Source organism: Saccharospirillum salsuginis (assembly GCF_014651855.1).
In the GTDB taxonomy this organism is placed as follows: Bacteria; Pseudomonadota; Gammaproteobacteria; order Pseudomonadales; family Natronospirillaceae; genus Saccharospirillum; species Saccharospirillum salsuginis.
The window spans coordinates 148425-162252 of sequence record NZ_BMXR01000002.1; the positions used below are offsets into that span (position 1 = coordinate 148425).

15 protein-coding genes are annotated in these 13828 nt (G+C 60.4%); 3 read left to right on the plus strand and 12 right to left on the minus strand.

Going from position 1 to position 13828, the window contains the following annotated elements:
- Window positions 1–36 precede the first annotated feature (36 nt).
- The 3 genes from IE111_RS03860 to IE111_RS03870 are packed head-to-tail and all read right to left on the minus strand — an operon-like array spanning window position 37 to window position 2375.
- Window positions 37–702: an anthranilate synthase component II gene (locus IE111_RS03860; protein ID WP_189607185.1), complete on the minus strand. Its 666-nt coding sequence runs from the start codon at window positions 700–702 to the stop codon at window positions 37–39.
- Window positions 699–2093 (minus strand): anthranilate synthase component I family protein, encoded by a 1395-nt coding sequence (locus IE111_RS03865; RefSeq protein ID WP_189607186.1) that lies wholly within the window; start codon window positions 2091–2093, stop codon window positions 699–701. The genes IE111_RS03860 and IE111_RS03865 overlap by 4 nt, the downstream gene beginning before the upstream one ends.
- Window positions 2094–2123: 30 nt before the next feature.
- The gene (locus IE111_RS03870; protein ID WP_189607187.1) at window positions 2124–2375 is read right to left on the minus strand and encodes a Trp family transcriptional regulator; all 252 of its coding nucleotides are present in this window, start codon (window positions 2373–2375) and stop codon (window positions 2124–2126) included.
- 308 nt (window positions 2376–2683) lie between these two features.
- Between IE111_RS03870 and IE111_RS03875 the strand changes: the two genes are divergently transcribed.
- The gene (locus IE111_RS03875) at window positions 2684–3085 is read left to right on the plus strand and encodes a cupin domain-containing protein (RefSeq protein ID WP_189607188.1); all 402 of its coding nucleotides are present in this window, start codon (window positions 2684–2686) and stop codon (window positions 3083–3085) included.
- Between the two features lie 75 nt (window positions 3086–3160).
- On the plus strand, window positions 3161–3718 hold the full coding sequence (locus tag IE111_RS03880; protein ID WP_189607189.1) for a DUF1415 domain-containing protein: 558 nt from the start codon (window positions 3161–3163) through the stop codon (window positions 3716–3718).
- Here the strand turns inward: IE111_RS03880 and IE111_RS03885 are convergent.
- The 8 genes from IE111_RS03885 to IE111_RS03920 all read right to left on the minus strand — a co-directional run bounded on the left by IE111_RS03885 (window position 3715) and on the right by IE111_RS03920 (window position 11113).
- On the minus strand, window positions 3715–4086 hold the full coding sequence (locus tag IE111_RS03885; protein ID WP_189607190.1) for a YidH family protein: 372 nt from the start codon (window positions 4084–4086) through the stop codon (window positions 3715–3717). The genes IE111_RS03880 and IE111_RS03885 overlap by 4 nt on opposite strands.
- Window positions 4083–4466 carry a Na+/H+ antiporter subunit G gene (locus IE111_RS03890; RefSeq protein ID WP_189607191.1) on the minus strand — a complete coding sequence of 128 codons (384 nt, stop codon included), beginning with the start codon at window positions 4464–4466 and terminating at the stop codon, window positions 4083–4085. The genes IE111_RS03885 and IE111_RS03890 overlap by 4 nt, the downstream gene beginning before the upstream one ends.
- 13 nt (window positions 4467–4479) lie before the next feature.
- A complete protein-coding gene (locus IE111_RS03895; RefSeq protein WP_189607192.1) occupies window positions 4480–4749 on the minus strand; it encodes a K+/H+ antiporter subunit F in 270 nt (89 codons plus the stop codon).
- The gene (locus IE111_RS03900; RefSeq protein ID WP_189607193.1) at window positions 4743–5231 is read right to left on the minus strand and encodes a Na+/H+ antiporter subunit E; all 489 of its coding nucleotides are present in this window, start codon (window positions 5229–5231) and stop codon (window positions 4743–4745) included. Before IE111_RS03900 ends, IE111_RS03895 begins: the two co-directional genes overlap by 7 nt.
- The gene (locus IE111_RS03905; RefSeq protein ID WP_189607194.1) at window positions 5228–6733 is read right to left on the minus strand and encodes a monovalent cation/H+ antiporter subunit D; all 1506 of its coding nucleotides are present in this window, start codon (window positions 6731–6733) and stop codon (window positions 5228–5230) included. Before IE111_RS03905 ends, IE111_RS03900 begins: the two co-directional genes overlap by 4 nt.
- Window positions 6733–7095, minus strand: a complete 363-nt coding sequence (locus IE111_RS03910) for a Na+/H+ antiporter subunit C (protein WP_189607195.1) — start codon at window positions 7093–7095, stop codon at window positions 6733–6735. Before IE111_RS03910 ends, IE111_RS03905 begins: the two co-directional genes overlap by 1 nt.
- The gene (locus IE111_RS03915; protein ID WP_229805206.1) at window positions 7095–9905 is read right to left on the minus strand and encodes a monovalent cation/H+ antiporter subunit A; all 2811 of its coding nucleotides are present in this window, start codon (window positions 9903–9905) and stop codon (window positions 7095–7097) included. Before IE111_RS03915 ends, IE111_RS03910 begins: the two co-directional genes overlap by 1 nt.
- Window positions 9906–10243: 338 nt before the next feature.
- Window positions 10244–11113 carry a LysR family transcriptional regulator gene (locus IE111_RS03920; RefSeq protein ID WP_189607196.1) on the minus strand — a complete coding sequence of 290 codons (870 nt, stop codon included), beginning with the start codon at window positions 11111–11113 and terminating at the stop codon, window positions 10244–10246.
- A gap of 118 nt (window positions 11114–11231) precedes the next feature.
- Here IE111_RS03920 and IE111_RS03925 point away from each other — a divergent pair, with 118 nt between their 5' ends.
- Window positions 11232–11909: a glutathione S-transferase family protein gene (locus IE111_RS03925; RefSeq protein ID WP_189607197.1), complete on the plus strand. Its 678-nt coding sequence runs from the start codon at window positions 11232–11234 to the stop codon at window positions 11907–11909.
- A 1-nt stretch (window position 11910) separates the two neighbouring features.
- Here IE111_RS03925 and IE111_RS03930 read toward each other — a convergent pair whose 3' ends face one another.
- Window positions 11911–13824, minus strand: a complete 1914-nt coding sequence (locus IE111_RS03930) for a DUF6531 domain-containing protein (RefSeq protein ID WP_189607198.1) — start codon at window positions 13822–13824, stop codon at window positions 11911–11913.
- Window positions 13825–13828 lie beyond the last annotated feature (4 nt).

Consider the following 13828-nt stretch of genomic DNA (forward strand, 5'->3'; position numbering starts at 1 on the left):
CCCGCTCGAATTGCCGAGCGGGTTTTTCTACTCTCGTCACTCTTCCATGAACAGAAAGTTCTCGATCAATTCCTTGCCGCCTTCGGTTGCGAAGGATTCCGGGTGAAACTGAATGCCGTGAATCGGGTAGTCGCGGTGCTGCACACCCATGATTTCGAAATCCCCGCCCTTGTGAATTTTCTCCAGATCGTCGAAATCACCGGCTGAGAGGCTGCCGACCGTTGCCGTGACCCGCAGGCACGTCGGAATGGATTCGGCCTCGGCGATCAGCGAGTGATAGCGCATCACTTCCAACTGATCCGGCACACCCTTGAACACGGACGTGCCCGAGTGGGTGACCGGGCTGATCTTGCCGTGCATCGGCAGCGGTGCCTTGACGACCCGGCCGCCGAAGACGTGTACGATGCCCTGCATGCCCAGGCAGACGCCCAGCAAGGGTGTCGTCTTGCCCAGCTTTTCGATCACTTCGGCGCAGACACCGAAGTACGCCTTGTCGTCCGGTGATCCCGGTCCGGGTGAGATGATGATGCGGTCCGGTTGTGCGGCGGCGATTTCCTCGAAGCTGACCTGGTCATTGCGTTTGACGACGATCTCGAACTGATCGACCGCGTCCCGGTTTTGCGCCGTCTCCAATATCTCGCCTATGAACTGATACAGGTTGTAGGTAAAGGAGTCGTAGTTGTCGATGATGTAGACCTTCACGCGCTCGTCTCCTCGTCGATAAAGGGGGCCAGGGCCAGTTTGGTGCCGGCGAACTTGCGGCGGATTTCCTCGTACTCGTCCTCGGCGTTGCTGTCGTAGACGTTGCCGCCGCAGGTTTGCACATAGGCGCGGTCGCCGTTGGCGAAGACGGTGCGGATGGGAATGGCGAAGGTGCAGTCGCCGTTGAACGAGAAGTGGCCTACGGCGCCGCCGTAGGGGCCGCGACCGTCGTTCTCCAGGTCGTCGATGATCTTCATCGCCTCGATCTTGGGTGCGCCGGTCAGGGTACCGGCCGGGAAGTTGCTGGCCAGCGCCGTGAACATGTCCTCGTTCTCGTCGATGATGCCGACGATCTCGCTGGCGATGTGCTGAACGTGGCTGAAGCGTTTGATGTCCATCAGGCTGCGCACCTTGACCGTGCCGAAGCGGGCGACCCGACCGATGTCGTTGCGGTGCAGGTCGACGATCATGTTGTGCTCGGCGATTTCTTTCGGGTCGTTCAGCAGGACGCGGGCCAGTTGGGTGTCCTCCTGGTCGTCCTTGCCGCGTTTGGTGGTGCCGGCGAGCGGGAAGGTCTCCATTTCGCCCTGGCGCAGGCGGAACAGCATTTCCGGGCTGGCGCCGATCAGTTTCTGGTCGCCGAATTTGACGTAGTACATCTGCGGCGAGGGGTTCACCTCGCGCAACTGTTCATACAGGGCGATGGTGTCGCCCTCGATGTGCAGCCTTTTCTTGAAGCCGACTTCGCACTGGAAGATCTTGCCGTCGATGATGTCCTGCTTGACCTTGGCCACGGCCTCGGCGTGCTCGGCCTGGCTCATGGTCTCACCCAGCATGCGGATGCTGAGGTCGCCGTTGCCTTCATAGGGGGTGTCGATCAGTGTTTGCAGGAAGTCGTAGCGGCTGTTGTCGTAGTAGAAGTAGATGACCTCGCCGGTCATCTTGTCGAGGATGAGGCCGTCCTTGTACAGGCCGAAGCGGAAGGTGTCGAAGTCCGCGTTCGATTTGAGCTGCAAGGTGGGCTCGAAGTAGCGCATGGCGTCGTAGCCGAGGTAGCCGGTCAGACCGCCGGCGTATTTGCGCGAGATGATGTTCTGCGGCATCAGCTCGCGCAGCAGCAGGTAGGGGTTGTCGTGTTCGTGGTGTTCGGTATGACCCTCCCGGTCCTCGATGCTCAGGGTTGTGCCGTTGGCGTAGAGAATGGTTTCCGGGTCGAAGCCGATGATGGAGTAGCGGGAGAGGTGGCTGTCCTCGCCCAGGGATTCGAGCATGAAGCAGTTTTGGAAGCGTTTTTCGATCTTCTTGAACAGTTCGAAGAAGTCGAGATCCGCTGCGAGCTTCACGTAGTGCGGCTTGCGCGGCAGGGTGAAGGGTTTGGGTCGATGGGGCATGACAACGGGTCCTTGGTGGATCTTGGGTGATCAGTCTTCGGTGGCCTGGTTCAGCGCGCGCGAGCCCCGGGAGACGGTGGCGATGCCGACACCCAGGTGTTCGGCGATTTTCCGGTGGGGCACGCCCTGGCGCAGCAGTTTGAAGATTTGCAGGCGTTTGCTGATCTCGGTGTATTCGGCCGGTGTAAGCAGGCGTTCGAGGGCGGCGTCCATGTCGGTCGGGTCCTCGATGGCGAGCAAATGCCGGATCAGTTCGGCTTTGTAGTCTTGGTCTGTACTCATGTACTAGTACGGTATTGATTTTTGGGGTGGAGTCAAGGGTTAGTTTTGGTGGTTGCTCGGGTAAGGTGGCTGGGTCCGGTCCCGGTGCCGGCAATGCTCTTCCAGGGACCGCCGTAAATACATCCATGTAGGCTTAACTTCGCCAGTCCATGGCTCAGATGTCCCTTCCAGAGCATTCCCGGCACCGGGACCTCGGATTGGTGCCGCACTGGTCCAAATTCACCACGCCAATTTTCAATACACAGCCTATGGTTGGGATATAAATGGTCTATCCTCAGACCGCGAATCCATTCAGGGAGAGCTCTTCGATGTCGAACAATCACACGTCATCCAATGTTTTGAACACCTTTGTTCGCCTCAGAAGCGACGCGACGGTGGAGCGGTTGCCGGTGGGGGAACGGTTTTGGCAGCAGTTGTCCAATGGTGAACTGGGTACTTTTCACAATGAGTTTCTGGTGACCAGTCATCATTTCGACAGCGATTGGGGCAGTTGGGAGATGCACCCGAAGGGGGATGAGGTGGTCTGTGTGTTGGCCGGTCGGGTGACGTTTGTGTTGGAGGAGGACGACGGGGAGCACCGTGTTGAGTTGTGTGAGCCGGGTGATTTTGTGGTGGTGCCGCAAGGGGTGTGGCATACGGCGGAGGCGAGTGAACCGGTGTGGATGCTGTTTCTGACGGCGGGTGAGGGAACCGAGCACCGTGCCCGGTAGGTTTGGTGAGCTTGTTTGCAGTCGAAATGGGCGGAATTCGGTATGATGGCGGCGCATTCACAGGAATCATGAACCTTGACTACCGATCACGCATTTGTCATTCAAGCCGTCAGGAACTGGGTCGAGCGCCTGGTGGTCGGCTACAATCTCTGCCCCTTCGCCAAACGTGAGCTGGTGCGGGAGTCTGTCCGGTTCACGGTGTCCGAGGCGACCGCTGAGGAGGCGTTGTTGACGGATCTTCAGATCGAGCTGCAGCGCTTGGTGGATGAGCCGGCCATTGAAACCACCTTATTGATTCACCCCCGGGTGCTGAGCGATTTCATGGATTTCAACGCCTTTCTCGATCTGGCGGATGGCCTGCTGGCGCACATGAAGCTGGAAGGCGTGATCCAGATCGCCACATTCCACCCGGATTACCAATTCGCGGGCACCCATCCCGATGATGCGGAAAATTACACCAATCGGGCTCCTTTCCCGGTGTTGCACCTGTTGCGTGAAGCGAGCCTGGAAGAAGCGATCGACCGCTACCCGGATACGGCCGAGATCCCGGAGCGAAACATCGAGCGGATGGACGAATTGGGCGTTGAGAGGTTGAAGCGTTTGCTCGCAAGCTGTTCGAGCGACATGTCCTAGAGCTGATCACCGAGATAGACCATCAGGAAAACCGCCAGAGCCACCAACAGACCGGACATCAGCAAGTTGGTTAATTTCAGGTCGTAGGGAACGGGGTCATCGGCTTCGATGGCCCGTTTGAACAGGAAGAAGCGTACCGTGGCGCTGATGATGAGGACGATGCCGACGGCGAACAGCGCCAGGCCGACCCATTCGGCGGCGATCGAGGTCTGGAATCGGTCCGGTTCGTTCAGAGAGGCACTCAGGTACGTCAGAAAGAGGTTGAATTTCTCCATCAGGAAGCCGAACGCCATCACCGCGATGGCGGTGCGCACCCAGGCCAGGTAGGTGCGTTCATTGGCGGAATGGTCGGTGTAGCGTTTGATCATGAGGACTTGGGATTCTGGTTGTCGACCGGGGCTTTTCGCCGCCGGGCCGGTTTCATCAGGTCCATATTCCGGGTCCGCTCGATCGGTTTGCGCTGATGGTGCATCGCGGCCTTGGACATCATGTGGGCGGTGATTGGCGCCGTGATGAACAGGAACAGGGTGATCACCAGTTCTTTCACGCTCAGGCCCGGCAGTTCGACACTGAAATACAGGCTGGAAGCGATCAACACGCCGCCGATGCCCAGGGTGGACGCCTTGGTCGGGGCGTGCAGCCGGGTGAAGAAGTCGGGCAGGCGGGCGAGGCCGATGGAACCGACCATGAGAAAACCCGATCCCGCCAGCAGCAGGAATATCACCAGGGCTTCGATGAAGACATTCATAAAACCTACTCCGTTATTCGATCAGGTCGCCGCGCAACAGGTACTTGCACAACGCGGCGGTACTGACGAAGCCAAGCATGGCGATCAGCAGGGCGCCCTCGAAATACAGCGGGTTGCCGAGGAACAGACCCAGCAACACGATCAGGGCGATGCTGTTGATGTACATGGTATCCAGCGCGAGGATGCGGTCGAGCACGCTCGGGCCCTTGATCAGGCGCCAGAGGTTCAGCAACAGGGCCACGCCGACGAAGGTACAGCTCACCAGGACGATGATCTTCAGCATGCGAAAATCTCCTTCAGCGGCTTCTCATAGCGCTGCTTGATGGACTGGATCGTTTCGGCTTCGTTTTTCAGGTTCAGTACGTGTACATAGAGCCATTGATGATCTTTCGAGACTTCCACGCTCACCGTACCCGGGGTCAGTGAAATGCTGCTGGCCAGCAGGGTGATCGGCAGGTCGGCCGTCATATCGAGCGGTACGGCGATGAAGCCGGGCGTCAGTTTGCGCAACGGCCCCATGACCTGAATCGCCACTTCGATGTTCGACAGAATGATGTCCCACATCAACACGAACAGGTACTTCACCGCCAGCAACGGTCGCCGCAACGGTGGATGATTTTTCTGCAGCGGTGTGGTCAGCAAGGGTATGACCAGGGCCAGAATACCGCCCAACAGGATATGCCCGGCGGCGATGGTGTTGTTCAACAACAGCCAGACGACCAGCAGCACCAGACTGAGCAGCGGATGGGGCAGGAAGCGGGTCATGGCGAGCCTCCTTCAATGGCGGTTTGCACCCTCGGGTAAGTCGCCTGCATCTGTTCGGCGGCCGAGGCCGCGAATTCGGTGACCGGACCGCCGAAAATCACCAGCAACGGCGAGGCACTGAGCAGAAAGGCGATGGCGACGATCTGAATCGGTTCGGACCGGACTGTGCCGGGTTTGTTACCCGACAGGTGCCAGAACAGGTTGGTGCCGGCGCGCGACAGGCCGATCAGCACCATCAGGCTGCTGATCAGAATGGTCGGCCAGATCCAGCCCATTTGCAGGTTGGTCTCGGCGGCTTGAAGCAACAAGGCTTTGCCGACAAAGCCGGAGAACGGCGGCAAGCCCACAACGGTGAGCGCACCGATGAAAAACAGCACGCCCAGCAGCGGCGCCTGGGCCATGGGCCGGGAAACGACGAAGCGGTCGGACGCCTGGCCGCGCTGGGTGGCGATCAGGTCCGCCAACAGGAACAGGGCGCCGGTGACCAGGGTGGTGTGCACCAGGTAGTAGAGGCCGGCGATGACCGCTTGCGGATTCAGCAGAACAACCGCCAGCAACAGGGTTCCGGCCGAGATCAGTGCCAGGTTGGCGATCATGATGCGCAAGGTCGGAGCCGCCAGTACGCCAATGGATGCGACGATGATGGTGCCGATCGCCAGCGGCCAGATCCAGGGCACGGCCACGAAGGCCAGCTCGCCGGCGTTCGCACCGAACACCACAGTATGGATGCGGAAGATGGCGTAGACGCCGACCTTGGTCATGATCGCGAACAGGGCCGCGACCGGGGCGCTGGCGGCAGCATAGGTTCTCGGCAACCAGAAGTGCATCGGCAGCATCGCCGTTTTCAGGCCGAACACCAGCAACAGCAACAACACACCGGCTTCGGCGAGTATTCGAGCGCCCGGACCCAGACTGCCCACCTTCGCGGCCATGTCACCCATGTTCAGGGTGCCGAGCGTGCCATAGAGGATGCCGAGCGCGAACAGAAAGAAGGCGGAACCGATGAGGTTCAGTGTCACGTAATGCACGCTGGCGGCGGTCTTGGCCTTGCCGCCGCCGTGGATCAACAGCGCATAGGAGGCGATCAGCAACACCTCGAAGAAGACGAAGAGGTTGAAGATGTCCCCGGTCAGGAAGGCGCCGTTGATGCCCATCAACTGGTACATGAACAGTGAATGGAAATACTTGCCCTGGTTGTCTTCCCCGGCGAGTGAAAACAGCAGCGCACCGAAGCTCAGCACCGATGTCAGCAATACCAGCAGGGCGGATAACTGGTCGGCCACGATGATGATGCCGAACGGAGGCTGCCAGTCCCCTACCGCGTAGATCTGGGACTGGTCCAGGCTCTGTATCAGCAATGCCAGGCTGACCGCCATCAACACCAGATTGCTCGCCACCGAGACCACCCGCTGGCGGACAATGGTATTGCCCAGCGGTGGCAGCAGCATCAGCGTGCCCATCAGCAACGGAATCAGGATCGGGAGAATCGGCAGGTGCTGCATCAGCGTTTCTCCTTCGACGGCTGGTCGGTCGTGACCCCGGGTTCGTTGCGGCCGTCGACGTGGTCGTTACCCAAATCGGAACGCGCACGAATGGCGAGGATGACGACGAAAGCGGTCATAGCGAACCCGATGACGATGGCCGTCAGCACCAGCGCCTGCGGCAGGGGGTCGGAGTATTGCTCCGACTTCCCGAGAATGGGCGCGCCGTTGATCATCAGGCGACCGCTGGAAAACAGAAAGAGATTCACCGCGTAGGACAGCATGGTGATGCCCATGACCACGGGAAATGTGCGGCCCCGCAGGGTCAGGAAGAGGCCGCAGGCGGTCAGCAGACCGACACAGAAGGCAAAGACGGCTTCCATTATTCGTGCTCCGTTTCGCGTGCGCGTTCCGAGGTGGTCAATTGACCCAGGTTCGCGAGAATCAGCATGGTGGCGCCAATAACGGTCAGGTAGACGCCTAGGTCGAACAGGATGGCACTGGCCACTTCGAACTTACCGACGACCGGCCATGTCAGGTAGTCGTACCAGGAGGTCAGGAAGGGCTTGCCCCAGATCCAGCTGCCGATACCGGTCGCGACGGCGATGAACAGTCCGCTGCCGATCACCTTCTGATAATCCAGTTTGAGACGATCCTTCAACCAGTCGACGCCGTGGGCGATGTACTGCTGAATGATGGCGATCGACGTGATCAGGCCGGCGATAAAGCCGCCGCCGGGGAGGTTGTGACCGCGCAGGAAGATGTAGGCCGAAACCAGCAGCGCCAGGGGCAGCAGGCTTTGCGAAATCACCGCCAGCATCATCGGGTGCTTGTCTTCGGCCCAGGGGCGGCCGCTGTCATCACTGGTCGGTTTGAACAGACCCATGCGGGCGATCAGTTTGTAGATACCGAGGGCGGCGATGCCGAGCACGGTGATCTCGCCCAGTGTATCGAAGCCCCTGAAATCGACCAGGATGACGTTCACCACATTGGTGCCGCCCCCGCCGGACTTGGCATTGTCCAGGAAGAAGTCGGAAATGGTCTCCAGCGGGCGGGTCATCAATGCATAGTTGATGGTACCGACCACGCCGCCGACCAGCGCGGCGATGCTGAGGTCGCGCGCCACCCGTTTCGGGCTGGATTCCTTCGGCGTGTTTTGCGGCAGAAAGTAGAGTGCCAGCAGCAACAGGATGATGGTGACCACCTCGACGGACAGCTGCGTCAGCGCCAGGTCCGGCGCCGAGAACAGTGCGAAGGCGAGCGAGACGATCAGGCCGACCACCGACAGCATCAGCAGGGCGATCAACCGTTTGCGGTGCCAGATGATGGTCGCCAGCGCCGAGAAGGCCAGCAGGGCGGCGCCGGACAGCATGACGGCGTCGACCGGGATTTGCGGGCGCAGCCCGGCGGTGGCGTTCAGATCCAGCAGCGGCAGACCGGTCAGGACCAGCGCGAACAGGATCAGCAGAAAGTTATAGCGTTGCAGCGAGTTGTTCTCGAGCCATTCGACGACGATGGCGCATTGTTTCATGACCCATTTGACGGAGCGGTCGAACATCAGGCTGGCGTTGGCTTCCGGGAACTGGGCCTGGAACTGAAACAGCTTGTAGCGGTTGTAGTAGACATAGGCGCCGCCGATCATCGCCAGCGTGCTCATCAGCAACGGAAGGTTGAAACCGTGCCAGATGTGCAGGCTGTAATAGGGCAGGTCGCCGCCGATCACCGAGGTCGAGGCGACCGCCAACAGGTCGCCGACGATCAGTGCCGGCCAGATGCCGACCAGCAGGCACAGCGCCACCAGAATCTCGATGGGCACGCGCATGTAGCGTGGCGGCTCGTGGGGCGTCTTGGGCAGGTCGATCGGTTCGCCGTTGAAGAAAACATCGTGGATAAAGCGCAGCGAGTAGGCGACCGAGAAGGCGGTGCCGATGGTCGCCAGCACCGGGATCATCCAGGACAGCGAACCGAGCGAGCTTTGTTCCAGAGTTTCGGCGAAGAACATCTCCTTCGACAGGAAACCGTTCAACAGCGGTACACCGGCCATGGCTGCGGCCGCCACCATGGCGAGCGTCGCCGTGTACGGCATGTATTTCCACAGGCCGTTCAGGTTGCGCATGTCGCGCGAGCCGGTTTCGTGGTCGATGATGCCGGCGGCCATGAACAGCGATGCCTTGAAGGTGGCGTGGTTGATGATGTGGAACACGGCGGCGACGGCGGCCATGTCGGAACCCATGCCCAGCAGCAGGGTGATCAGACCCAGGTGGCTGACGGTGGAATAGGCCAGAAGCCCCTTGAGGTCGTGCTTGAACAGGGCGGTGTAGGCGCCGATCAGCAAGGTCACCAGGCCGGTCAGGCTGACGACGGCGAACCAGAGGTCGGTGCCCGCCAGTACCGGGTACATCCGCGCCATCAGGAACAGGCCGGCCTTGACCATGGTGGCCGAATGCAAATAGGCGCTGACCGGGGTTGGCGCGGCCATGGCGTGCGGCAACCAGAAATGGAACGGGAACTGGGCCGACTTGGTGAAGGCGCCGAGCAGCACCAGCGTCACGATGACGGGATAGGCGTCGTGGTTGCGCAGCATGTCGCCGCTGGCGAGCACAGTGGGCAGGTCGTAACTGCCCACCACCTGGCCGATCAACAGGATGCCGCCGAGCAGGGCGAGCCCGCCCATGCCGGTCACCGTCATCGCCATGCGTGCGCCTTTGCGCGCTTCGGTGCGATGGTTCCAGAAGCTGATCAGCAGGAAGGAGCTGACGCTGGTCATTTCCCAGAAGACCCACATCTGGATCAGGTTCTTGGAGATGACGATGCCGAGCATGGCGGTCATGAACAGCATCAGGAAGGCGTAGAAGCGCCCCATCGAATCCTCTTCAGAGAGGTAATAGCGGGCGTACAGGATGATCAGCAGGCCGATGCCGAGAATCAGAATGGCGAACAGCAGCGCCAGGCCGTCGAGGTGAAAGGCCAGCTCCAGCCCGAGCGCCGGTATCCAGGGGATGGACACGGCAACGGTTTGACCGTCGAAGACCTCGGGGAGATTCAACAGAACCAAAAACAGCGCGATGGCGGGTGGGATAGCGGTAAAAAAGGCACAGGCACTGCGGCCAAAGCGAACGGTCATCAGTGGGACGAGGGTCCCCAGCACCGTCAGCAGTGGCACCCAGAGCATGGGCTCCCTGAGCAATGTCATGGAACGGCAGGCTCCCCTGGTTGGTCAGCGCACCGATTTGGTGCTTATTAGTCGTGAAACGGTGGCCGACATCGGTCGGTGTTCAGCGGGGACAGAGCATAACGAGAACGGGGTAGACCGTCCAGAAGAATGGAATGGTGATGAAAGGGGGATAGCGAAAACTTCCCTGTCGTGCGAACACACCTCCCGGGGTTCCCTGTTGGTCCCTGCTACCTCTCGAACTCGGTCGAAAGGTCGTGCATTCCCTTTTTTCCCAAGGAGCCACTCTAGACCGGTCGTACAGGAATGTCTAACCGTGGGTGTCGCATCTGTCCGCTCTGCGCTTTTCGGTTCTGGTGTTACAACCGATCGTCCCCGGCGAAGGCTTCGGCCAGATGCTGCATGACGCGACGAATGCGCTCCACCTGGCGAAGATCAGGGTGTGTAAGTAGCCAGAGGTTCGAGGTCTTACCCGCCGGAAATGCCATCAATCTCTCCAGTTCGGGGCGCTGCTGGTCGTCCGGCAGTAAGGCGAGTCCATGGCCGGTTTGCGCCAGCCAGGACATGGCGACCAGATCATCGCTGCGAGCCGTCACGTTGGCCTGCAAGTGCTTGTCGAGCCAGATGAAGGCGGGCAGATGTCGCATGCCGTGACTGGCGCCGATGAGGTGATGGTGGGACAAGTCGTCGAGATGGGACGGGTAACCGTGCCGTTCCCGGTAGGCCGGGCTGCCATAGACACTCCAGCCGATTGTGCCCACCTGTCGACCGACCAGATGTTCGGGTGGCGCCTGGGTCACACGAACGGCGATGTCCGCCTGCCGCCGGTTCATGTTGACCTCAAGATTGCTGACCAGCAGTTCGACCTCGATCTCGGGACAGGCTCGGCGCAGGTCGGCCAGGTAGTCCGGTAGAAAACGATAGGCGAGATTGTTCGGCGCTGTGATGCAGACCTTGCCGCTTGGCCTGACGTCGCGGCCCGCGACACGACGTTCCAGATCGTTGAAGGCACCGTCGATGCGGTTGGCGATGTCTCTGAGTTCCTCACCCAGCGGCGTGGGCACATAACCGGTGGGCAGGCGTTCGAAGAGCCTCGCCCCCAGCGACGTTTCCAGGGCATTCAAGCGCCGGAACACGGTCGAGTGGTTTACTTCCAGCGTCCGTGCCGCGCCGGCCAGTGAACCGGCCTGTTCAATGGCAATAAACACCTTGAGCGCGTTCCAGTCCATATCGGCTCCTCACCGGTTGCTTTGCAGACTTGCAAATAAGATTTGCCAATATTGCGAATTCAATACGATGTATGCAAGCGAGATACTGAACCTGAAGCCACAAGAGAGGACCATCAAGATGATTGAACTGATCACCCATGTGCTGTGTCCCTATGTGCAGCGGTCGGTCATTGTATTGCAGGAAAAAGACATGCCTTACCGCCGTACGGACATCGACCTGGCCAATAAACCCGACTGGTTCCGGTCGATTTCTCCACTGGGCAAGGTACCGGTGCTGGTGACGGGCGAGCGGCGTTCCCTGTTCGAGTCGGCCGTGATCTGCGAATACCTGAACGAGATCACGCCCGGCTCATTGCATCCCGAAGACGCCCTCGAACGGGCCGAACATCGTGCCTGGATCGAGTTTGGGTCCGGCCTGTTGAACCGCATCGCACAGTTGTACAACGCCCCTACGCGGGAGGCGTTCGATGCGGTCCGTGAGACTTTGGCCGATCTGTTTCGTCAATTGGAGGATCGTTTGGAGGAAGGGCCCTTCTTTTCGGGAGAACCGTTTCGGATGATCGACGCCGTGTATGGGCCGATCTTCCGCTACTTCGACGTCTTCGACTCGGTTGTGGATCTGGATGTCTTCCGGGAGGTACCCAGGGTTCAGGCCTGGCGCGCGAATCTGGAAGCGAGGGAAACGGTCCGGACAGCCGTATCGGCGGACTATCCGGAGCGATTGCTGGCCTTTGTTCGGAATCGCGGCAGCTACCTGTCCAGTCGTGTGGCGGAGGCGCTGGCCGATCCCGCTTGAATCAGGAACCCGTCACTGGCGCGCCGTAACGCGGAGGCGGGTTCGAGGTTCGAAGACCGACCAGGCTCTCCGGGCCGATCAGGTTATCCAGCAAGTGTTCCTGAACGCCTGGGATGGCCCGGGATCCATGGCCCGGATCGGTCGGGGCCTGACGGTTCAAAATGACATCGACAAACGGGGAGAGTTGGCCGTTGTAATGGCTTACCGGCCGGTCGTCCATCGCGCATCGTAACTCATCGCCACCGGGCAGAATTAACCTGGCTGGCCGTGCTTCCCGGTCGTACCGAAAGTGGGTTGCCTTGCCATTGGGATGGGTCTGAATGGCCAGTCGACCGTTGCCGTCATAATCGAACCGCCAGGTCCGGCTTGCTTCGTCCTTCAGTTGGCGCAGGTGACCCATCTCGTCGTGAACCAGGTCGTGTTGACGGCCGTCTTGAACCACCCGGGTGTGCATCCAGCCCCGGTCGTCGAATTCGAATGAGACTTCGGCCCGCATCGCAACCTGGCTGTTGAGTGGAAGGACCGGTTGCATCGCATCCGTCAGGGCGATGCATTCATAGCGACCGAGTACGCCCAGTTCTTCGTCCCAGATGTAACGATGCAGGAGGTTGTGACGATCGCGGTAACGAACCAGACGGTCGTGTCGGTAGGTCCAGTGTTCTTCGCGGCCGTCCGCGTGATAGACAGAGGTGGGACGTCCATCGAACCGGAACTGTAACGTGGTGCGTTGGCCGAGCGCATCGACGACGGCGTTCGGTCGGGGTCGGTCTTTCTGGTAGTGCAGCGACATCGTCTGGTCCGCGGTGTCGTTGAAGCGAATCAAACGGTTTTGCTCGTCGAAGTCGTACCGGCGGGCGCCATTTGGGCCGGTCTGCGCGCGCAGGCGGCCCTGGTCATCGTATTGCCAGTGCTCGATGTCCCCGTCGCAATGTCGGTGTAATATCAGTCGACCGTCGCGATCGAACACCAGGCTATCGATCTGGCCGCGATCGTTGATGGCCTGACTGGTCCGACTGTCGGCGTCCCAACTGAAACTCAAGTCGAAGGCGCGGGTACAACGCGGTTCTTCCACTGAAGTGTCCCAATCGAACCGGCGCAGGGAGCCGTCGGTTGTCCGGTGCAGTCGGCAGAGGTGATTGCTGTAGCGGTACTGCGACAGGCGTCCGAAGCCATCGCGTACGGCGATCAGGTCTCCGTGACGGTCGAGGTGGTAATGGGCCAGGGTTCGCTCGGGCCAGCCGGCTTGTGCGCGGCCGGTCACTTTCAGCCAGCCACGTCGGCCGCCGACAAACCGGACCCGGGCTCCCCAGCTGCCAGTGGCGCCGGTCAGCAGACCGCCGTCCTTGTCGTCGTAATGCACTTGCCAGTGATGGGTCAGGTTGGTGGTCAGCAACTGGACCAAGCGCCAACGCATCGGATGCCAGGGGTCCGGCTCGAACCCATGAACGATTCCGTCGCGTTGCAGTGTCAGGTAGTCGCCATAACGGCTCAGGATGCACTGGTTCGCGCAATACATGCGCTGACCGATGGCCGGGCGGGGATAGGACACCACGGTGCCGTCGGTGTCCTGGTGATGCAATTGGCCGTTGTCGGCCGTGATGCACTGCTGCAGTGGATGGCTCCAGCCATGGCCCAGCTCACCGCGACGTTCGCGGTTTTTGCTCTTGTAGCGTCGCCGCCAAACAAGCGGCAGCGGTCCGCACAGCTCGAAGTCGATGTGTTCGCTGTGCATCTCGCCGGTGCGGCGATCGATGCCGTTCTGGAAGATTCGGGAATGGATATCCCGCAGGGCACCGTCGGTTGCCATTTTGACAATGGTGTCGACCGCGCCATTCGCGGGGGTGTTCGAGATAGGGGAGGATCCATCCGCCTCCCCGGAGAGCCAATCATGGCTCCTGTCCGTCTGGGCACTCATAAGT